The sequence below is a fragment of the Acidobacteriota bacterium genome (genome assembly GCA_012729555.1).
Classification (GTDB): Bacteria; Acidobacteriota; UBA6911; order UBA6911; family UBA6911; genus UBA6911.
The window spans coordinates 85,394-105,563 of sequence record JAAYCX010000040.1; the positions used below are offsets into that span (position 1 = coordinate 85,394).

Annotated in this window: 22 protein-coding genes; 9 read left to right on the plus strand and 13 right to left on the minus strand. The window is 67.5% G+C overall.

What is annotated here, in order from left to right:
* The first annotated feature begins 24 nt into the window (after positions 1-24).
* From GXY47_08420 to GXY47_08430, 3 genes are all read left to right on the plus strand, one after another.
* Positions 25-924: a metallophosphoesterase gene (locus GXY47_08420; GenBank protein NLV31167.1), complete on the plus strand. Its 900-nt coding sequence runs from the start codon at positions 25-27 to the stop codon at positions 922-924.
* A 23-nt stretch (positions 925-947) separates the two neighbouring features.
* On the plus strand, positions 948-2,384 hold the full coding sequence (locus tag GXY47_08425) for a cardiolipin synthase B (GenBank protein ID NLV31168.1): 1,437 nt from the start codon (positions 948-950) through the stop codon (positions 2,382-2,384).
* A gap of 180 nt (positions 2,385-2,564) precedes the next feature.
* A complete protein-coding gene (locus tag GXY47_08430; GenBank protein NLV31169.1) occupies positions 2,565-2,909 on the plus strand; it encodes a hypothetical protein in 345 nt (114 codons plus the stop codon).
* A gap of 66 nt (positions 2,910-2,975) precedes the next feature.
* Here the strand turns inward: GXY47_08430 and GXY47_08435 are convergent, their stop codons facing one another.
* The 5 genes from GXY47_08435 to GXY47_08455 all read right to left on the minus strand — a co-directional run bounded on the left by GXY47_08435 (position 2,976) and on the right by GXY47_08455 (position 6,409).
* The gene (locus GXY47_08435; protein ID NLV31170.1) at positions 2,976-3,467 is read right to left on the minus strand and encodes an AI-2E family transporter; all 492 of its coding nucleotides are present in this window, start codon (positions 3,465-3,467) and stop codon (positions 2,976-2,978) included.
* A 71-nt stretch (positions 3,468-3,538) separates the two neighbouring features.
* Positions 3,539-3,781: a DUF3343 domain-containing protein gene (locus GXY47_08440; GenBank protein ID NLV31171.1), complete on the minus strand. Its 243-nt coding sequence runs from the start codon at positions 3,779-3,781 to the stop codon at positions 3,539-3,541.
* Between the two features lie 96 nt (positions 3,782-3,877).
* Positions 3,878-4,096, minus strand: a complete 219-nt coding sequence (locus GXY47_08445; protein ID NLV31172.1) for a preprotein translocase subunit TatB — start codon at positions 4,094-4,096, stop codon at positions 3,878-3,880.
* Between the two features lie 16 nt (positions 4,097-4,112).
* The gene (locus GXY47_08450; GenBank protein ID NLV31173.1) at positions 4,113-5,207 is read right to left on the minus strand and encodes a YedE-related selenium metabolism membrane protein; all 1,095 of its coding nucleotides are present in this window, start codon (positions 5,205-5,207) and stop codon (positions 4,113-4,115) included.
* A gap of 26 nt (positions 5,208-5,233) precedes the next feature.
* Complete coding sequence (locus tag GXY47_08455) at positions 5,234-6,409, minus strand: hypothetical protein (GenBank protein NLV31174.1); 1,176 nt, start codon at positions 6,407-6,409, stop codon at positions 5,234-5,236.
* Between the two features lie 372 nt (positions 6,410-6,781).
* On the opposite strand from GXY47_08455, the gene GXY47_08460 reads away from it, so the two are divergent.
* The 3 genes from GXY47_08460 (at position 6,782) to GXY47_08470 (ending at position 10,589) form a co-directional block, all read left to right on the plus strand.
* A complete protein-coding gene (locus GXY47_08460) occupies positions 6,782-9,205 on the plus strand; it encodes an SLC13 family permease (protein ID NLV31175.1) in 2,424 nt (807 codons plus the stop codon).
* Positions 9,206-9,231: 26 nt separating this feature from the next.
* Positions 9,232-9,684, plus strand: coding sequence for a DUF3788 family protein (locus GXY47_08465; GenBank protein ID NLV31176.1), 453 nt, complete (start codon positions 9,232-9,234; stop codon positions 9,682-9,684).
* A 248-nt stretch (positions 9,685-9,932) separates the two neighbouring features.
* Complete coding sequence (locus GXY47_08470; GenBank protein ID NLV31177.1) at positions 9,933-10,589, plus strand: PEP-CTERM sorting domain-containing protein; 657 nt, start codon at positions 9,933-9,935, stop codon at positions 10,587-10,589.
* Between the two features lie 133 nt (positions 10,590-10,722).
* Here GXY47_08470 and GXY47_08475 read toward each other — a convergent pair whose 3' ends face one another.
* Positions 10,723-11,235, minus strand: a complete 513-nt coding sequence (locus GXY47_08475) for a nitroreductase (protein ID NLV31178.1) — start codon at positions 11,233-11,235, stop codon at positions 10,723-10,725.
* A 143-nt stretch (positions 11,236-11,378) separates the two neighbouring features.
* Here GXY47_08475 and GXY47_08480 point away from each other — a divergent pair, with 143 nt between their 5' ends.
* From GXY47_08480 to GXY47_08490, 3 genes are all read left to right on the plus strand, one after another.
* Positions 11,379-12,092 (plus strand): superoxide dismutase, encoded by a 714-nt coding sequence (locus GXY47_08480; GenBank protein NLV31179.1) that lies wholly within the window; start codon positions 11,379-11,381, stop codon positions 12,090-12,092.
* A 174-nt stretch (positions 12,093-12,266) separates the two neighbouring features.
* Positions 12,267-12,737 carry an Hsp20/alpha crystallin family protein gene (locus tag GXY47_08485; protein NLV31180.1) on the plus strand — a complete coding sequence of 157 codons (471 nt, stop codon included), beginning with the start codon at positions 12,267-12,269 and terminating at the stop codon, positions 12,735-12,737.
* A gap of 34 nt (positions 12,738-12,771) precedes the next feature.
* Positions 12,772-13,185 (plus strand): Hsp20/alpha crystallin family protein, encoded by a 414-nt coding sequence (locus tag GXY47_08490; GenBank protein NLV31181.1) that lies wholly within the window; start codon positions 12,772-12,774, stop codon positions 13,183-13,185.
* A gap of 28 nt (positions 13,186-13,213) precedes the next feature.
* On the opposite strand, the gene GXY47_08495 is transcribed toward GXY47_08490, so the two are convergent.
* The 7 genes from GXY47_08495 to GXY47_08525 are packed head-to-tail and all read right to left on the minus strand — an operon-like array spanning position 13,214 to position 20,166.
* Entirely contained in the window at positions 13,214-13,837 is a 624-nt protein-coding gene (locus GXY47_08495) for a dephospho-CoA kinase (GenBank protein NLV31182.1), read from the minus strand.
* A 28-nt stretch (positions 13,838-13,865) separates the two neighbouring features.
* Positions 13,866-14,837 (minus strand): YncE family protein, encoded by a 972-nt coding sequence (locus tag GXY47_08500; protein ID NLV31183.1) that lies wholly within the window; start codon positions 14,835-14,837, stop codon positions 13,866-13,868.
* 12 nt (positions 14,838-14,849) lie between these two features.
* Entirely contained in the window at positions 14,850-15,593 is a 744-nt protein-coding gene (locus GXY47_08505) for a methyltransferase domain-containing protein (protein NLV31184.1), read from the minus strand.
* Entirely contained in the window at positions 15,590-17,251 is a 1,662-nt protein-coding gene (locus GXY47_08510; protein NLV31185.1) for a hypothetical protein, read from the minus strand. The genes GXY47_08505 and GXY47_08510 overlap by 4 nt, the downstream gene beginning before the upstream one ends.
* Positions 17,251-18,543: an asparagine--tRNA ligase gene (gene asnS / locus GXY47_08515; protein ID NLV31186.1), complete on the minus strand. Its 1,293-nt coding sequence runs from the start codon at positions 18,541-18,543 to the stop codon at positions 17,251-17,253. Before asnS ends, GXY47_08510 begins: the two co-directional genes overlap by 1 nt.
* 26 nt (positions 18,544-18,569) lie before the next feature.
* Complete coding sequence (locus GXY47_08520; protein ID NLV31187.1) at positions 18,570-19,124, minus strand: class IV adenylate cyclase; 555 nt, start codon at positions 19,122-19,124, stop codon at positions 18,570-18,572.
* A gap of 43 nt (positions 19,125-19,167) precedes the next feature.
* Complete coding sequence (locus GXY47_08525; GenBank protein ID NLV31188.1) at positions 19,168-20,166, minus strand: AAA family ATPase; 999 nt, start codon at positions 20,164-20,166, stop codon at positions 19,168-19,170.
* Positions 20,167-20,170: the final 4 nt, after the last annotated feature.

A 20,170-nucleotide genomic window follows, 5' to 3' on the forward strand; every position in this document is an offset into this window, starting at 1 on the left:
GTCGGCTATCGAGGACCGGAAGGGATGAACAGGTTCATGCAGGCTCGAGGGGAACCCAATCCCCTCAGAAGAATCAGGGTGCGGCGCCGCCCCCCCTTGCGCGGGAGCGCTTTGGGGACGCTCGGGTTCTGCACGCGCTGGGCCGTGGACCGTCACGGTACCGGCCCGGAGTGGCTCGAGGTCACCGAGGTCGGTCTCCGCCTGCACCGGCTGCCGCAGGGGCTGCGGGGCCTGCGCATCGCCCAGATCAGCGACCTGCACTGCAGCAACACCGTGAGCGGCCCCTACCTGGCCCGCTGCATCGAACGGATCAACCGGCTGGATCCCGACCTGGTCGTGCTCACGGGCGACTACATCACCTACGACCTCCACGGCCGGTACCGCAGCAAGGTGACCTCCCTGCTCGGGCGGCTCAGGAGCCGCGGCGGGGTCTACGCCTGCCTGGGCAACCACGACTACGGCATGAATCTGCCCGCTCGGCAGCGGCCCCTCCTGCTGCGTCGCCTGACGGACGGCATGCAGCAGAGCGGCATCCGCATCCTGCGGAACGAATCGGCGCAGGTGGACGTCGGGGGACAGCCGCTCTGGCTGGTGGGCCTCGGCGACCTCTGGCCCGGCGACTTCTTCCCCCGCCGCGCGTTCGAGCAGGTCCCCGCGGGGGAGACGGCGCTCGCCCTCGTGCACAATCCCAGGGGGGCGGACCGGATGGAGGGCTTCGGCGCAAGCGCCGTGCTGAGCGGCCACACCCACGGCAGCCTCGTGGCGCACAGGTCCCGCCCCCCCTGGAGAGCCCGGCGGCGTCCTTATTCCGCGGGGCTTTACGAGGTGGGGGGCACCCAGCTCTACGTGAACCGAGGCCTGGGGCGCATCGGGAGGGCGCGCCTCGGCGCGCGCCCCGAGATCACCGTCTTCACCCTGCGCTGACGGCCGGAGCGGGAGGATTTGCAATGTTTCCTTCGAACACCGCCTGCGACATGCGCGCCGGTGCGGAAGAAGCCTTCTCCCGCACCGCCGGCGCCAGGCTCGTCGAGGGGAACCGTATCCGGCTGCTGCGTGACGCCAGGGAAAACTACCCCGCATGGCTCGAGGCCGTCGCCGCGGCCCGGCACCACGTCTACTTCGAAAACTATTTCATCCAGAACGACGACACGGGACGCCGGTTCGCCGAGGCCCTGACCGCCAGGGCGCGGGCGGGGGTGCGGGTACGCCTCCTCTACGACTGGCTGGGGGCCTTCGGAAAGGCGTCGCGCGGCTTCTGGAACCGGATACGCGCGGGCGGGGTCGACGTGCGCGTCTACAACCCGCCGCGTCCGGACAGCCCCTTCGGCTGGCTCTCGCGCGACCATCGCAAAACCCTTTCGGTGGACGGCCGGGTGGGTTTCATCTCGGGCCTGTGCGTCGGGAAAGCGTGGGAAGGAATCCCCGAAAAGGGGATCGAGCCGTGGCGCGACACCGGGATTGAAGTGTTCGGGCCCTCCGTGGCCGAAATCGAGCGGGCGTTCGCCCAGGTATGGGCCATGACGGGGGAGCCCATTCCCGAAGAAGAGTTGTCCGCCCGCCCTGCGCCCGAACCCGCGGGCCGGACGGCGCTGCGCGTCGTCGCCAGCGTCCCGGCGACGGCGGGGCTGTTCCGGGTGGACCAGCTGGTCGCGGCGCTGGCCCGGAAACGGTTATGGCTGACCGACGCCTACTTCGCGGGGACCTCCCTCTACGTGCAGTCGCTCAGCGCCGCCGCGCGGGGGGGGGTCGACGTGCGCCTGCTGGTACCGGACGGGACCGACCTCCCCCTGATCAAGCCGCTTTCCCGCGCCGGCTACCGCCCCCTGCTGGAGGCGGGGGTCCGCATCTTCGAGTGGAACGGGACGATGCTGCACGCGAAGACGGCCGTGGCCGACGGGCTCTGGGCGCGGGTGGGATCCAGCAACCTCAACCTCTCCAGCTGGATGGGCAACTGCGAGCTGGACGCGGCGGTGGAAGACGCGCAGTTCGCGCGCGCTATGGAGGCGATGTTCCTGGAGGACCTGGAAAACGCGACCGAGGTGGTCCTCGGCCCCGGGCGGAAGGCGCCCCCCGCGCCGAGGCCCCGCCGGCACACCCCGATGACGAGCGGCGGCGGCAGCGCCGGCCGGGCGGCGGCCGGGGCCGTCCGCATCGGCAACGCGGTCGGGGCCGCGCTCGCCACCCGGCGCGTCCTCGACCCGGTCGAATCCCGGCTGATGACGGCTTCCGGCGCCGTCTTCCTGGTCCTGGCCCTCCTCGCCTTTCTCTGGCCCCGCGCCCTGACCTACCCGCTGGCGGCCCTGTTCGCCTGGCTTGCCGCCGTGCTGCTCTACAGGGGGTGGAAACTCCACCGGGAAAACCGCCGCCGGAGAAGGAAGCCATGAAGCCCCGCCACCGCACTCCCCGAAAAGGTGCAAATTCTGCACGCCGCGGGGAGCGAAGTGCAAAGCCTGCATCCCTACCCCCCTGTTTTCCCCTGTTTTGGCGGGAAAAAGATTGGCACGGGATTTGCGTTATCTCAGGGTGCATGCGGTTCAAGAGGGGCCGCGAAAGGAGAAAGGGATATGAATAAGAGAACTCTGAGCATGGCTGCGGCCTCGATTCTGGCTTTTGGAATGCTTGCCGCCGGACCGGTATCGTTCGCCCAGGGGTCGGCCCCGTGTGCCACGCCCGGCGAAGGCCCGCGCGACGGCAGCGGCCAGGGGCAGGGGCTGCGGGACGGTAAGGGGAACGGCCCGCGCAACGGCCAGGGGTACGGCCCGAAGCGCGGCAAGGGTCAGGGGCTGCGGGATGGCAGCGGCCGCGGCAACAAGCAGGGCCAGGGCCAGGGTCGCGGCCTGACCCGTCGCGACGGCAGCTGCGTCGAGCGGGGCGTCCAGCCCGGAAAGGACCGGGCCATCACCCGGTAGTGGCGCCCGTCCGCCCCGCGGCGGGAAACCGTTGCGGGGCGGACGCCTGGAGCCCTGCCCGGGACATCAGCCCCCAGCCCCGCGTACCCTGCGTCGTTCACGCCAGCCGTAGAAGACGGCAAGGAGGGGAGGGGCCAGGAGAACGCCCCACACGTTGAACAACACCCCCAGCACCAGGGGAACCACGATCGAAGCCCACAGGGGGACCCTGGCCGTCCGCTTCATCAGGAGGGGCTGCAGCACCAGTCCGTCGATCACCACGATCCCCGCATAGAGGATGAAGACATAGCCCATCCCGGCCAGCCCCTGCCCCGCGGCCGCCGCCAGGGCGGGGCCCGGCAGCGCCAGGATGGTGCCGAAATGGGGGATGAACTGAAAGAGCGCGGCGAGGAGGGCCCAGAGCGGCGCCAGGGGCACGCCGATGACGAGCAGCCCCACGAGCCACATCGCCCCGACCAGCAGGGAGTCCTGCGCCTGGGCCAGCATCCAGCGCCCCAGGGAGGGCACCGCATCCCGGAGAAACTCCCGGAGGCTCCTGAAGAAACGCCGTACGGACATCGAGCCCCATCCTCCCGGTGATGCTGCATGATGGCAGAATCCCGGGACGCCGCGCAAGGGCGGCGGCCGGTTCAGAGCATGCGATGCAGCGAGCCGATCTCCACCCGGGCCGATTCCAGCAGCCGCCGCACCCGCGCCTCCTCCCCCCACTCGAAGCGGAGCGAGACGCCGCAGTCGCTCGAAAACTCGCGCGGGGTGGGGATCATCTTGATCGCGAGCCCGTGCTTCAACAGGGTCTTCTCGGCCCGGAGCGCGGCCGAGTTCGTGTGAAAGAGGATGACGCCGTATTCCCTGCGCTCTTTTGTGCTCTTCATGACGGTTCCAAGGATTCCAGAAGCTTTCAGCGGACGCAACCGGGGATTTCAACCGCCCGGACCGCCGTCGCGGCCGTCCGGGCGGCGGCATCGGGGTTATTCCCTTGCCAGCCTGACGCGGTAGCCGGAGCCGTCCGGCTCCACCCCCTCGAGGGTCCAGCCTTTCGAGGCCGCCGCGCGGGTGACGTTCTCCCTGGAGGTGTCCGTATCCACCAGCACGGTGATCTCCCCGCGCTGCACCTTCTTGATTTCGTTCACCGTCATCAGGACGGGTTGCGGGCAGGAAAGCCCGCGGGCGTCAACGATGGAACTCATGATATCCCTCCCCGGCTCAGGCCGATTGTTTCCTCATGGTGAATCCGATGAACAGGCAGACCAGCATCCCGATGACCACGGCGGAGATCCCGTGCGCCCCCACCCCCTCCGGAGAACTGGCCAGACCGAAGTTGTGGGCGAAAGCCGCCCCGGTGATCATCCCCATCACGAAAACGGCCGCGTCCCCGTCCCCCTCCCCCGCAAGGAAGAGCTGACGGCCGGGGCAACCCCCGGCAAGGGCGAAGGCCAGTCCGGCCAGGACCATGCCGGCGAAGTTCCAGACCCCCATCGTGTGCGCCACCGGCTGCCCCGCGAACCCGGGGTGAAACTGCCCCAGCGCCAGGTTGGCCAGGAACGCGGCCACGATCAGCGCCGCGAACCCGGAGAGGAGATGGGTCTGACGGAAGAGCACGAAGTCGCGGATGGCGCCCATGGTGCAGAACCGGCTCCGCTGCGCCAGAAATCCCACCAGGAGCCCGATCCCCAGGGAAACGAGGAGCGGCGCATGCATGGAGCCGGGACCCTTGAGACTGTAGAAGAGCACGCCGCTCTGCCCCTCCCCCGCCGACTGCGGAAAAACGAACAGGAGAGCGAGAAAACCCAGCATGACCAGGGGAAGCAGCCACCCGACCGAGGCATAGGTCCGCTGGGAGCGCCCCAGGTCGAACCCCCCCTTGAGAAAGAGCGCCCCGATCCAGACGCCCCCGACGAGGCCGAGGAGGCCGAAGATGGCGTTCCCGTCCCCGCCCGCCAGTCGCAGCGCCGCCCGCCAGGGGCAGCCCAGGAACACCAGGGCCCCTATCATGGCGAAGGCCCCCAGCACGAAACGGACGATGGGGGCCGAGCCGGCGCGCGCCCTGAACTCCTTGAACATGTAGGCCGCGATCAGCGACCCGAGGACGAAGCCGATGATTTCGGGGCGCAGGTACTGGACCACCGCCGCGCGGTGGAGCCCCAGGGCCCCCGCCATGTCCCGCTCGAAACAGGCCACGCAGATCCCCATGTTCGCGGGGTTCCCCCACTTCTGCAGGAGCGCGGCAAGGATGCCGATGACGGCCCCGACGAGGACGATGCCCCGGCGGGTCGCGAAAAACTGCACGAATCTACCCATGGATTCTTCTCCTTTCGGGACCGGGCCTAGATGCCCACCCCCATCTGGATGGTGAAGATCGTTTTGGAGGTTTCGGCGGAGCCGGCCTCGGGCAGCACCCGGTCCAGTTCGATGGTGAGCTTGGCGTCATGCCCCTTGAAGAGGAGGTTGACTCCCCCTCCCGCGTACTTCGTGTCGAACGCCCGGTTCCGGTAGACGGTTTCGTACCTGGCGTAGGGCTGCAGGCGGACCTTGTCGCTCCACTTGGGAAGGAGCCACCCCCCCTGCAGGTACCAGGTCTTCGCGTCCCCCAGCATCGGGGAGTTCTTGATCCCCGTGTAGGCCCACTCCGCCGTGACGGCCCCCGGGCCGACCGGGTGATCGAAGAAAGCGTCCACGGTCCAGGCGGAGTAGTCGGCGACCGGTCCTTCGGCCGTCCACTGGAGGTCCGCCTGCCGGTCGAAACCCGCGCCGATCGAGAGTACCTTCTTGGTCCCGAGGTAGTTCCCCTTGTTGAAGAACGACCCTTCCTTGTCCAGGGGATTGATGGAGACCCGCGCCGCGGTGCGCGGGCTCCTCCCGGCGTTGGGCGTCCCCTGCTGGCCGTCGAACACGCCGGCCCGGTACTGGACGACGCCCCCGGCCAGGTTCCCCCAGACCGTCACGCCGTCGTCCCTGCCGACATTGCAGGGGTACAACACCCCGGAGCGCACGCCCCCCTGCATGAAGGGCATTTCGAGCGTCAGCAGCGTGAACATGCTCTCCGTCCCGAACGACCGGGTGAAGGGAACGTACATCCGTCCCGCCTGGATCTTCAGTTCGTCGAAGGGGGCGTAGGCGATCCACCCGTCACGCAGCGCGATGCCGGTGCCCAGGCCCGATCCCGGGTTATCGACCCCTTGCTGCCCCAGCCGGTCGCCGGCGATGTGGGTGAAAAAGGTGAGCTTGGGGACCACCTGTCCCTGCACGGAGAGGTAGGCGCGCCGCACCATGAAATCGTTCATGTGGGGGGCGTCTTCCTCGTGGATCGACTGGTACCAGCCCTGGACCCGGGCGCCCACATCGAACCAGGTATCCTCGTCGATCTTCGTCTTCACGCCGCCCAGGGCGGAAGCGGCGCCCGCGTGGAGCAGAAACGCCGCCGCGACCAGCGTCGTCAGCCGCCGCAGCCCCACGGCAGGGGCGCGCAGAGCACTACGATATTCCGGAACATCCAAAGACATTTCCCATTCCTTTCGCCATGGTCCCCGGGCCGGCATGCCGGCTCCCGCGCCCGCCCATGCGGCGGCGCGGCGTCGATCCGGCCCAAGGGTACCGTCAGAGTTACAGCGGAGTCTGCGAAAGGGGAGGAAGGCGGGATTACAGCGGAGGATGCACGAGACCCGATGTGCGCCTTGATTTCCCTTTGCGGCCGACCGCCGCCGGTGGAGAATCGGGCTTCCCGCACGGGGAGCCAGCGAGATCACATCAGCGTCAATAGCGGAATACGAACTTCACGGCGCGGCCTCCTTTCTCGAGAAATCGGGCCCTATCATGACCCACCGGCATTTGAAGTCAAGAAATTTTTTTCGCTTCGCGATTCCCGATTTGGGATAATGCCGTCGTGCCCGCCCCTGCGGGCGGGAAGAGCCCGGGTCGCGGACCCGGCCGGATCCCGTGGACCTGGAGCGCCGCCCGTGAGCCTTGACGTCGTCGTCCTTCTGACCATTATCGCCGCGGCTTTCGCCCTGTTTGTCGGCGGGTGGCTCGGCGCCGACCTGGTGGCCCTGCTCGTCCTGGCGGCGCTGGGGCTCACGGGGCTGGTCACCCCCGCGGAGGCCCTCTCCGGTTTCAGCAGCCCCGCGGTCGTGACGGTATGGGCGATGTTCATCCTCTCCGCAGCCCTCTCGCGCACCGGCATCGCGCACCAACTGGGACGCCCGCTGCAGCGCTTCACCCGCCGGAGCGAGCTCGCCCTGATGACGGCCCTGATGGTCGCGGCCAGCCTCCTTTCGGCCCTGATAAACACGGTCACGGTGGCCGCCGTCCTCCTCCCGGTGGCCATGGACCTTTCCCGGCGCAGCGGGCGCCCGCCGGGCCGGCTGCTGATGCCGCTGGCTCTGGGGAGCCTGCTCGGCGGCCCCTTCACCGGGATCTCCACCCCGCCCAACATCCTGGTCACCGACGCCCTGCGCGCGGCCGGGCTGCGCCCCTTCGGGCTGTTCGAGTTCACCCCCATCGTCGCCGCCGTCGTGGTCTCCGGCGTCCTCTACATGGCGCTGGTCGGGCGCCGCCTGCTCCCCCGGCGCAAAGGCGGGGCGGGAGCGGAGGATTCCCCCCTCAGCCCCTCCTACCAGCTCGAGACCCACCTCTTCACCACCCGCATCGCCGGCGATTCCCCCCTGCGGGGACGCACCCTGGCCGAGAGCCGGATCGGCTCGACCCTCTACCTGACCGTGGTGGCGCTCGAGCGGCGGGGGAAGCTGATCCTGGCCCCCCGCCCGACCGAGGTCCTCGAACCGGGCGACCTGCTCATCGTCCACGGGCGGGCGGACCACGTCCAGCGCCTCGACGGTGGCCAGCACCTGGTGATCGAGCCGCCGGGACCGGAGGAGGAACTCCTGTCCGGGCGCCTGCTGGTCGCCGAGGCCGTCGTTGCCGCACACTCCCCCCTGGCGGGGGCCACGATGGCGGCGAGCGACCTGCGCCGGATCCACCGGGTCCATTGCCTCGACCTGCCCGGCCCGGCGGGCGAAGGGGAGCGCGACCCGGGCCGGAAGGTGCTCGAGGCGGGGGACCGGCTCCTGCTCCAGGGGGAGCGCGAATCGCTCGAAGAGATCGCCCGAGCGGGGATCGTGGAGGATTTGCGCTTTTTCTCCCCGGCCCAGGCCCACATGCTGGCCGGCTGGCGGGCCGGGCCGCTCGCCGTGCGGATTCCGGCCGGGTCGGTGCTGGCCGACCGCAACCTCGCCGAGAGCCGCCTGGCCGCCCCCTACGGGCTGTCGGTCGTCGGGATCGCGCGCGCCGGCGAACTGATCTGCATGCCCGCCCCGGAGGAAAAGGTGCTGGCCGCGGACTTGCTCCTGCTGCAGGGTTCGCCCCGCGACCTGGATGCGCTGCGGGGACTCGAGGACCTGAGGATCGCGGCCCCCTCCTCGAGCCTGGTGGCCGAGCTGGAGTCGCAGGAGATCGGCATCACCGAGGTTCTCCTCTCCCCCCGGACCACCCTGGCGGGGCGCACCCTGGCGGACCTGCTCTTCCGCGAGCACTACGGGCTGAGCGTGCTCGCCGTCTGGCGCCGGGGGCGCGCCCACCGGACGGGGCTGCAGTACCTGCCGCTGCAGTTCGGGGACGCGCTGCTGGTCTACGGCCGGCGCAAGAGCCTCGAAGCCCTCGCGCGCGACCGCGATTTCCTCGTGCTCGACAAGGCCGCGGCCCGCACGCCGCGGCTCGAGAAGGCGCGCGCCGCCGCCGCCGTCATGCTGGGCGTCATCCTCGCCGCCCTGTCGGGGGCGGTCCCCATCTCGATCGCCGCCCTGGCCGGCGCCGCCCTGGTGGTGCTTCTCGGGTGCCTGAGGATGGAGGAGGCGTACCGCGCGATCGAATGGAAGGTCGTCTTCCTCATCGCCGGGATGCTGCCGCTGGGCCTGGCGATCGAAAAGACGGGGCTGGCCGGGATGGCCGCCGGCGCCGTGATCGGGGCCGTGGGGGACCTGGGCCCCCGCTTCATCGTCGCCGCGCTCTTCGCCGTCACCGTCCTGTTCGTGCAGGTGGTGCACCCCTCGGCCATGGCGGTGTTGATGGCGCCCGTCGCCCTCAGCGTGTCCGCCTCCACGGGCCTCTCCCCCCACCTGCTGGTGATGACGGTGGCCGTGGCCGCTTCCGCCAGCTACGCCAGCCCCCTGTCCCACCCCGCCCACCAGCTCGTCATGGGTCCGGGCGGCTACCGTTTCACCGACTACGTCAAGGTCGGCGCCCCCCTCACCCTGGTCGTGATGGCCGTGGCCGTCATGCTCCTCCCCGTGCTCTGGCCCCCATAGGAATTGGATTGCCGAGGAGCGGAAATATGGACCCCCTGGTATTTACCGATCCTGCCGTCGTCCCCACCGAGGAGGCGCTCTTCGCCCTCATCGGTCCCCGCCGGGCGCAGTGGAAAAGCCTGCTGGCGGGAATGTCGGAACGGTTTCCCGAGGCGGCGGGGGAGTGGCACTATTACCGCGACGGAAAGAGCTGGCTCTACAAGATGGTCCGGAAGAAAAAGACCCTCTACTGGGCCGGCGTCGACGCCGACACCTTCCGCGTAACCTTCTATTTCGGCGACAGGGCGGAACCGTTGATCGAGAAGAGCCCGCTGCCCGAGTCGATCAAGGAGGAGTTCAGGACCGGGAAGCGTTTCGGGCGGATCCGCGCCGTCTCCATGAAGGTCCTGACCGCGCGCGACGTGGACCACGCCCTCCTCCTGGCGGAGATCAGGCCAGGATCTGAGCCAGCCGGCGGCCGGTCATACGGCGCCAGATAGTGGGGAATGTCAGATTCTTTTACTCCCCCGTCGGCATTCTTTACAGGATTCCTGCTTTTACCGGCGCAGCAACCGATACTGCAATTAAATAAACAGTTTATTATCCAACACTTACAATCTCCGGGCGAGAGGATGGAATTCTGGACAGAATGTTGCTTTTCTTTTTGAGTTCAGATTCACTATTGGTTGGGTGCCTGGAGCGGAGCTGGGAACCGCCACAGCTTTTGCGCTCTTTTACGGGAGGATGAATGCTCATACGAAAAATGTTACTCAATATCTTACTTACCGCCGGCCTCGCCATCGGCGCCAGCGGATTCAGCCATGCGGATACGCTGTTCTCCGACAACTTTGATTCGGATAACGACGGCTCTTCGGCAAATTTTAGCGCGCTTCTCAAATGGACCGTTTCGGAGGGCACGATCGACTACATCAAACATGGCGGTTGGGAACTCTCCTGCGATGGCAATGCCGGCGGCTGTCTCGATATGGACGGATCAACCGGCAATGCCGGCCGCATCACGACGATTGACACGTTTAACCTGGCAGCCTATGAATGGTACTACCTGGAAGGACAGGTGTCCGGCAACCAGCGCGGGGGTTCGGCCGACTCGATCACATTCGGATTGTGGGATGTCGGAAGCGACAGTTCGCTGGCCACGGCAACTTGGGGCTCCATTGCCTACAACGCACCGTTTTCCGCATACTCATTCGGATTTTCGCCGGGAAGCGACTATATTGTCAGGCTGTATATTGAGGGAATCGGCGGAGACAACGTGGGACCCATTCTCGACAACGTTGTTTTCTTCGACACGACTGCCCCAATCCCGGAGCCCGCATCGCTTGTGCTTCTGGGCACAGGACTGGGCGCAATCGGATTGGCCGCCTGGCGCCGAAAAAGGGCCTAAGCCTCTCCGCGTCGCTGGATCACCGTCGACGGCTATGGGCCGTGGGGGCGAGTTGATGCCCTCACGGCCCATTCGCTTATCCGTTCGGTGAAAGTGAACCGGATCCAACGGCGGGAGCCCGGGCCGCCGACAATCACCAACGCTCGTAACGGAGGAGTTCCCCGACGCTCTTGCGCTTGCGCTCCACGGGGGCGTCCGCGGCGAAACCCAGCGGGGTGAACACCAGCGGCTCGACCCCCTCGGGGAGGGCGAGGACCTCGCGCGCCGCCGCGGGGTCGAAGGCGGCGATCCAGCAGGTACCCAACCCCAGTTCGGTCGCGGCCAGGATCAGGTGGTCGAAGGCGATGGCGGCGTCGACATCGCCGTAGCTCTTCCCGTCCTGCCTGCGGCGCCAGGCGGCCTCGGTCTCGACGCAGATGCAGAGGATCAGGGGGGGCTGGACGAACCAGTCGCGGGCGTAGATGCGGCCGAGCTCCGCCTCCCTTCCCTTCGTGCCGATGACGAGGATCCGGAAGGGCTGCCGGTTCACGGCCGTGGGGGCCGCGGCGGCCGCCTCCAGGACCTTTTGCACCATCTCCTCCGGGACCGGGTCGGGCCGGTAGGAGCGGCAGCTGTAGCGCGCGTGGGTCAGTTTTGCGAAATCCATGAGGGGCCTCCCCGCCAACGACCGGTTCCGGTGATGACGTGATCGACGGAGCGAGGGTCTTGCCATCGCCCCGCCGGTTCGATTAAAGTTCAGGAAAGTCGAAACGGAAGTGTACACCCTTTGAAGGAGGGAGAAAAAGCCCCATGAAAAACCGATGCAACGAAATACTCACGGGAAAGATCACCCGACGGCAGGCGCTCCTGGGAACCGCGGGCGTCCTCCTCGCCGCTTCCGGCGCCGGGCTCCGTCCCGCCCGGGCCGCCGCGCACCCGCTCCCCCCCCTCCCCTATCCGAAGGACGCGCTGGAACCGGTGATCTCGGCCCGCACCCTCGAATTCCATCACGGCAAGCACCACCAGGGCTATGTCAACAACCTCAACAATCTCATCGCCGGAACCCCCCTGGAGGGCCTGCCCCTGGAGCAGATCGTGACCCGGAGCGCCAAAAATTCCGGCCAGGCGGGCCTATTCAACAACGCGGCCCAGGTGTGGAACCACACCTTCTTCTGGAACAGCCTCAAGCCGGGCGGGTGCGCCCTGCCCGCGGAGCTGGCCGATGCCGTAAGCCGCAGCTTCGGCGGTCTCGACGGCCTCAAGAAGGAACTGGGGCAGGCGGCCGCCTCGCAGTTCGGCAGCGGATGGGCCTGGCTGGTCAAGGAAGGGGGCCGGCTGAAAGTCACCAAAACGGCCAACGCCCACACGCCGCTCGAGGAGGGGGTGACACCGCTTCTGACCATCGACGTCTGGGAGCACGCCTACTACCTCGACTACCAGAACCGCCGCGCGGATTACGCCGCGGCCGTCATGGACAAGCTCCTCAACTGGGAATTCGCCCTGGAGAATTTCCGCCGCGGATAGCCTCCGGGAGGCGGGCCGGCGGTTGCGCCCCGGCCCGCCCCCGCCCCTTGTGAAAAGCCCTCCCGCCCGAAGAGATTTCGCACCCGCCCGTTTGACAAAAGGGCGCCCTGAACTTAAAAAAATTAGCGGATGTTCGAGATAAACCAGATCGAATGTGCTATGGAGGTGCAACCCATGAGTCTCGTATCTTTCGATGTTTTCGACGAAATGGAGAGGATGCGGAGGGAAATCGACAGGATCCTGGGAGAGGACAGGACCTCCTCCTGGAGCTTCCCCTTCTCCAGGATCTCCTTTCTTCCCGGCCGCGCCTACCGCTCCTACCCGCTGATGAACATCGGCGAGGATCAGGACAACTTCTACGTCGACGCCCTGGCACCGGGGCTCGACCGGGATACGCTCGGCGTGTCCGTGACCGGCGACCAGCTGGTGATTTCGGGGGAGAAGAAGCCGCTGCCCAGGAGCGTGAATACGGAGCTGGTGCACCGCAGCGAACGCTCGGCGGGAAAATTCTCACGGACCCTGTCCCTTTCCTCGGCGGTCGACAGCGGGAAAGTGGAGGCGGCCTACGTGGACGGGGTTCTCAAGATCGTCCTGCCCAAACTGGAAGCCGCGAAGCCGAAGCAGATCGCGGTGAAGGTGGGCTGAAACAAGGAGTTCAATAACGAGGAGGACCGAAACCATGACCGAGAAAACCGTCGCTCTGACCACCGACAACAAAGGCGTTCCGGCCTCGGCCGGCGAAAAATCCCTCGCCACCCGGGACGATACCCTCTATATCGCCCCTCCGGTGGACATCTTCGAAACGGAAGACGCCCTGACCGTCGTAGCGGACCTTCCGGGGGTCCCCAGGGGCGCCGTGGATATCCGGGTCGAGGACAGCATTCTCACCATCAAGGGACGGGCCCAATACACCCCGTCGGGCCAGGCCCTGCGCGAGGAATTCGGCCTGCAGGGATACTTCCGGCAGTTTCAGCTGAGCGATACCGTGGACCAGGACCGGATAACGGCCGAGTGCAGAAACGGGGTGCTGACCATCACCCTGCCCAAGGCGGAGAAGAGCAAACCGAGGCAGATCGAGGTGAAGGTGGGATGACCTCGGGCGGGAGAGGCGGGGCTCCCCCTCACGCCCCGCCTTTCCGGCTTCGCTCGTGCCGCACGAGATCCCGGTAGATGGCCGACACCTGTTCCCGCGTCTCGGCGAACGTTCCCGAGGTGTCGATCGTGTAGTGGGCCAGCCTCTTCTTCTCCTCGATCGGCATCTGGGAATCCATCCTGGCTTTGGCCTGGACCTCCGTCAACCCGCTCCGCTGCATGAGGCGACTGAGCTGCAGCACGGGGTCGCAGGCGACCACGATCAGGAATTCAAACCTGCGGTACCCTCCCGTTTCCACCATCAGGGCCGCGTCCACGATCAGGATGCCGTCGGGGGTTTCCCGTTCCAGTTCCGCGATGCGCCGCTCGATCTCGGCGTCCACCATCGGGTGCGTGATCCGGTTGAGCTGCCGCCGCTTTTTCTCGTCGGAAAACACGATATTCCCGAGCCGCCCGCGGTCGATCCGCCCCTCGGGGTCCAGGATTCCGCCCCCGAACGAGTCCACGATCCGGCGGTAGGAGTCCGTCCCCCGCTCGAGCAGGCAGTGGGCCACCCGGTCCGCGTCGATGACGCGCGCCCCCATCCGGGCGAACGCCTGGGCGGCGGAGCTTTTTCCGGACGCGATGTTTCCCGTCAGTCCCACGTGCAGCATGGGTCCATCATAGCACAGCGCAGGGGGCTCAGGGCGCTTCGGCGGGCACGTCGGCGATGAGGACGCTGTTGGTGGCCTCGCTGACCACGTAGACGGTCCGGTTGTCCGGGGCCACCAGGATGTCGGTCGAACCCTTGTCGATGTCGAAGGTCCGGCCGGACAGGCTGCTGAGATCGGCCGGGAGAACCGAGACCGTGCGGCTCTGGGCGTTGATGACGAACACCCGTTTCCCGTCGGGGCTGACCGCAACGCCGAAGGGCATCTTCCCGATCGGGACCGTGACCAGGACGCGCAGCAGTTCCGCGTCGATGATCGACAGGTCGTGGGAGCGGCTGTTGGCGACGAAGAGCCGTTTCCCGTCGGGCGTGATGGCGATGCCGTCCGGCCCCTCCCCGACCGGGATCTTCGCGGTCACGGAGGGGCCGGCCGGGTCCACGACCCACACTTCGTTGTCCCCCCCCATCAGCACGAACACCCTCTCGGTGGTCGGACTCACCGCGATGCCGAAGGGGCTCACCCCCAGCCCGACACTCCCCACCATGCGCCGCTGGCGCAGGTCGAGGACATGCAGCCGGCCGTTCCGGCTCCGGCCGTAATCCACCACGTAGGCATTGTAGCCCCGGGCGCCCACGGCCACCGAGTTCGGCCGCGCGCCCGCGGGAACATCCGCCAACACCTGGAAGGAGTCCAGGTCGATCATGGCCACGGTGCCCGAATCCATGCAGGCCACCAGGGCGGTTTTCCCCCCGTCGGCGAGGGCGAGACCCAGGGGCGCGCCGCCGGCGTCCATCCTCCGGGTCACGATCCGCTTTTCCAGGTCCACCTCCAGCAGTTCGTCCGTGGCGTAGGAGGTCGCATAGAGCTTCGTGCCGTCGGGGCCGAGCGCGATGAAATTGGGCGCCTTCCCGATCTTCCGGATCCGTTCGGTCTCCCCTCCGCCGGCAAGAACGGGCAGCAACAGAAGCGACAGAAGAATGAACGCCGTGCCTTGTCTCCTCACACCCACTCCCCCCTATTTCGTAGCGGCGATGATACCGAAGACTCCCGAATGCCGCGCCCGGGGAGTATTCAGCTCCTGAACGATCACCTGGCGGAATCCCGAACGGAAAAGCAGAGCGATCACTTCCTCCCTGTCGGGGTAGACGGCCCTGGCCTCGACGGGGTTTTTCTGGACGAACCGCAGGTGCGCCCTCCGCCAGAGGCCGACGGGCGACGTCCGCGCCGATCCGGGTTCCAGGTACTCCCCGAGGATCAGATGCCCGTCCCGGGCCAGAATTCTCATCGCCTCCCCCAGGTACTGCTCCGGGGGGTGCCGGTGGAGATCGAACACGGAAACCGCCAGTTCCGCGTGCCCGTCCGGGACCGGCAGGCGCGGTTCCTGGAAATGCCGGAACTCCACGATCTGCTCGAGACCGAGGTGAGCCGCCCGCTGCTTGGCGCGTTCCAGCAGGGTGATGTTGGTGTCGAAGGAGTAGATCCGCCCGTGAAACGGTTTCCTCCCCGCCAGTCTCAGCGCGAAGGCGGCGGTGTCGGTCAACAGGTCGACCACACGGATCCTGCCCGTCTGGACCACGAAATCGGCGATCTGGTCCAGGGCGAGGTAGTAGTCGAGGCCCGTCCTCCACCGGAAATAGTGCGCCACCCCCTCCTCGTAGCCGTCGATCTTGCCCGGGAGGCCGGACAGGAGGGGACGGGGCCGGGGAGGGGTAAAATCGAATTTTTTCTGTTTTTCCGCGGCCGGGGCTTCGTTCTTCACGGGTATCGCTCAACCATGTTGGTCCGCAGTTTCCGGCGGTACAGCGCCAGGTGTTCCGTATCCACGACTACAGTATAGTGAGTGCGAATCCGGGGATCCATCATAATGCGCTCCCAGACGGCGTCCCCCTTCTCGGAGCACAGCCACCCGACCTCCCGCACCGGGTCGCTGGCCGCCCTGTGCCAGCGGGCGCCCCCCCCTTCGTTGTAGACGAATTCGCTCACCCGCAGCCCCGAATCGTAGACCAGCGGCGCCTGCCGGCCCATATCGACCAGGATCTTCGCGCCGTCGTAATGCCGCCGCAGGTAGCCGAGGACCTCTTCCCTTTCCGGCTCGATGAAGGCGTGTTCCAGCGTCTCCGACATCATGGGGAGGTTTTCCCGCCCGAGCGGGGGCACGGCCATCCCCGCCACGAGGAGGAGGAGCAGCGCCGCCGCGTGCCCCCCCCCGAGGCGTGCCGCCGCATACAGGACCAGGCCCAGGACGGGGAGCGCGGCCGCCCCCGGTCCCGGGGCCAGCATCCCGGCGGGATCCCGGAGGTAGGTGACCCACGACACCCAGGGGAGAAGGGCGACGAGGAGCAGGAGCAGCGGCAGGGCGAGGGTGCGGACCCTTGCCGACCGGACGGCCAGCCCGGCGAACACGGCCACGGCGGGCAGAAGCAGGACGGAATAGCGCAGCCGGTACACGTGCCCCCAGTAAAGGGCGGCGATGTTGATGAGGGACGGGACCCAGAGCAGCACGAGGGGCGCCCGTTCCCAAAACCGGCTTCGGTCCCGCACGGCGACCAGGACCCCGAGGCCGGCCACGAGGAGGAGGAGGAGCGTCGCCATCTGCTCGACCTCCGCCAGGTGGTACAGGAGCGAAAGAAACGGCCTCCCGTGCGTCAGGTAGGGGTTCGGGTTCCCCGCCGCGACCCGGTTGAAGAAGACGTCCCCCAGCCGCATGAAAATGTAGCCGAAATGCGCGAGCGCGGGGAGCGCGAAAACCGCGAGGAAAACCGCCGCCGCCCTCAGCGCCCGCGGGCGCGGGATGCGGCGCGTCCAGCCGTCGGCCAAAAGCAGCGCGACGATCCCGGCGATCAGCCCCCACCCCTCGTAGCGGCACATCCCCGCCAGGGCGGTCCAGACCGCGGCCGCCCACGGCATGCGCGAGTGGTCGGAGGCGCGCCACTCGAGCAGCCGGTCGAGCGCCAGCAGAAACAGCGCCATGAACACCGGTTCGGTCAGCGGGCAGCTCTGGAGGTAGAGCAGGTTGGGGTTGGCGACGAGCAGGACCGCCGAAAACAGGGCCGCCGCCCCGGACCCCGTGACCCGGAGCGATATCCGGTAAACCAGCGCGCCGCTGAGGGCGAAGCCAAGCACCGAGATCAGGCTGGGGAGGAGGCCGGACCGGTACTGGGCGTCGAAAAGGACGAACGGGAGGTACAGCAGGTGGATAAGGGGGAGCCACTGGGCCCCCATCTGGGCGTATCCCGGTTCGAGGGCGTCCACGATCCGTCGCGCCACCAGCAGGTGGGCCTTGGCGTCGTAGTGGGCCACGGTCAGGCCCCGGGAATAGTAGTACGCGAGAAAGAGGGCGCCGATCCCCAGCCCCGCCAGGAAAACATACCTCGGCACGCCCCCGCCGCCGCTCCCGGGCAAAAGCTTCCGCAGCATCAGGGATAGATCCGGTAAAGGGTGCGCGGGAAGGCGATCGTCTCGCGCAGGTGCGTCAGGCGGCATATCCACGCGACGACCCTTTCGATCCCCATCCCGAACCCGGCGTGGGGCACGGCACCGTATTTTCTCAGGTCGAGATACCAGCCGAACGGCTCCGGGGAGAGGGCGTGCTCCGCGAGCCGCTCGAGGAGGAGATCATGGTCGTGGATGCGGGCGCCCCCCCCGATGATTTCGCCGTACCCCTCGGGCGCCAGCATGTCGACGCACAGGGCCACCTCGGCCCGCTCCGGGTCGGGCTGCATGTAAAACGCCTTCACCGCGGAGGGGTAGCGGTGCACCATGACGGGCGAATCGTACCGCTCCGAAAGCAGCGTCTCGTCCCCCCCGCCGAAGTCCCCCCCCCACTCGATCGCCGACCCGGAAGCCCGGAGCATCTTCACCGCCTCGTCATAACTCAGGCGCGGAAACGGGCGGGCCACCCGCTCGAGGGCGCCGATGTCGCGCTCCAGGATCTCGAGCTGGGCCCGGCGGCGCGCGAGGACCCGTTCGAGGATGAAGCAGACGAGCCCTTCCGCCAGGTCCATCGTTTCCTCCAGGGTGGCGAAGGCGACCTCGGGCTCCACCATCCAGAACTCCATCAGGTGACGGCGGGTCTTGGACTTTTCCGCCCGGAAGGTCGGGCCGAAGCAGTAAACCTTCCCGAACGCGGACGCGGTGGCCTCGTTGTACAGCTGGCCGCTCTGGGTCAGGTAGGCGGTCTGGTCGAAATACCCGGTTTCGAACAGCGTCGTCGTCCCCTCGCACGCGTTGGGGGTGAAGATGGGAGTGTCCACCAGGGTGAACCCCCGGTCGTCGAAGTAATCGCGGCAGGCGCGGATCACCTCGTGCCGGATCTTGAGAATCGCGTGCTGGCGCGAACTCCGGAGCCACAGGTGGCGGTTCTCCATCAGGAAGGCGGTCCCGTGCTCCTTGGGGGTGATGGGGTAGTTTTCCGCCGCCTGGAGCACCCGGAAGCGCCGGATGTCCAGCTCGAAACCGCCCGGGGACCGGCTGTCGGCGCGGACGGCGCCCTGGATCTCGAGGCTCGACTCCTGCCCGAGCCCGTCGAGGAGCGCGAACTCCTCCGGGGGGAAATTCCCCTTGAAGGCGACGCACTGTATGACGCCGGTTCCGTCGCGCAGCAGGATAAACTGCAGTTTCCCGCTGCTCCGCCGGTTGTAGACCCATCCGCGCAGCGTGACCTCTTTCCCTTCCCAATCCCCGATATTTTCGACGTAGACGACGGGCATGAGCCCCTCCTTTGACCGATCCGAGGTCAGAAAACCATGTGGCCGGCCTCCGCGCCCTTTTGCCGGCAATACTCCAGGTAGAGGGAATGGTAGCTCGAGCGGAGGAAGCTCTTTTCGGGAAACGAGAGAGCACGCGCGAGCGCCCGGATCGCCTCCTCGGACCCTTCCAGCTCCGCGTAGTTGCCGATCGGGGTCTCGTCCACGGCGACCCGGACCCCCTCCACACCGTATTCCCGGCGGTATTTCTGGTAGCGGAACACGGGCCGCATCCCGATCCTCCCGAAGATCCCGAGGGCCGTGGCGCCGTCCGCGAGCCCGGTCTCGAGTTCCTCCCTCACCTTGAAGATCCCCTCGGGGCGGGACGCCCCCTTGAAGGTCAGCGTCGCGCGCCCCCCGGCGATCCGGACCCTCAGGACGCAGCGCCGGGACCGCAGCCCGCCATCGGGGAAATCGAGCAGGTGGTTGTCTTCAAAATGCCGGGCGGAAAGCGCCTCCGCCCCGAGCGCTCCGAGGCGGCGGCAGAATGCCTCCGGGTCCCCGATCTCCACCTTGATTTCGGTCTCCAGGCTCACGTCGTTCACGCGGCGGCCCCGCGGCCGCCCCACAGGCGGTTGGGAAACGGCTTCACACCCGGTACTGGCGCAGGAGGACGCCGCACTCATCGAGGAGCTTCAGGGCGGACCCGTTCAGCGGATACTCCTGGTTGTAGACCACCTCCACGATGCCGCTGTTGATGATCATCTTCGTGCATTGCAGGCAGGGGGCGAAAGTGGAGTAGAGGGTCGAACCCTTCAGGCTGATCCCGTGATAGGCCGCCTGCGTGATGGCGTTCTCCTCCCCGTGGGAGCAGAGGCATTCGTCCAGGGCCGTGCCGCTCGCGGCCAGGCCGTTGCAGCGGGGGCACCCCCCCTCGTTGCAGTTGCGCGCCCCCCGGGGGGTGCCGTTGTACCCCGTGGAGATGATGCGCCGGTCCTTGACGATGATGGCGGCCACCTTCCGCTTCATGCAGTTGCTGCGCGTCGCCACCACCTTGGCGATATTCATGAAGTACTCGTCCCAGGAGGGGCGGACGAAGCGGCTCAGAAGCGGGGGGATGACCTCGTCCAGGTGCCGGTGCAGCTGCTCGAGCGTCCCGTTGTTCGTCACGACCAGGTCCGCCAGCTTCCGGGTGGCGACCAGCTGCTGCCCCGCGGGATTGTCCGAACCGAGTTCGCGCGCCTCCTCGGCCAGAAACCGCTCGAGCGTCTCCGGGGCATTCTCCCTCCCCCGCAGCCGGCTGCGTTCAAAGCGGAGCGGGGCGTCGGCTTCGAGCGCCAGGAGCCTGAAATCGGGGCGGCCGCGCAGGACCTCGACCTCGTGGGGGCTGCGGATGGAGTCGATCACGTAATTGTGGTCGCTCTCCACCACGGCGAGGATCCGCTCGGCCAGGACGCCGGCCCCATGTTTTTCCCTGAGCTCGTTGCCGACCTCGATGAGCCTGGAGCGGGTGATCTCCTCGCCGCGCGCCCGGAGCTCGTCGCGAATGGCGTCCGAAAGGGAGTGGAATTCAAACCCGCGGCTCCGGAGGTAATCCGAGACCACCGTTTTCCCCGACCCGTTTGTGCCCGTCAGTCCTATGATCATAGGG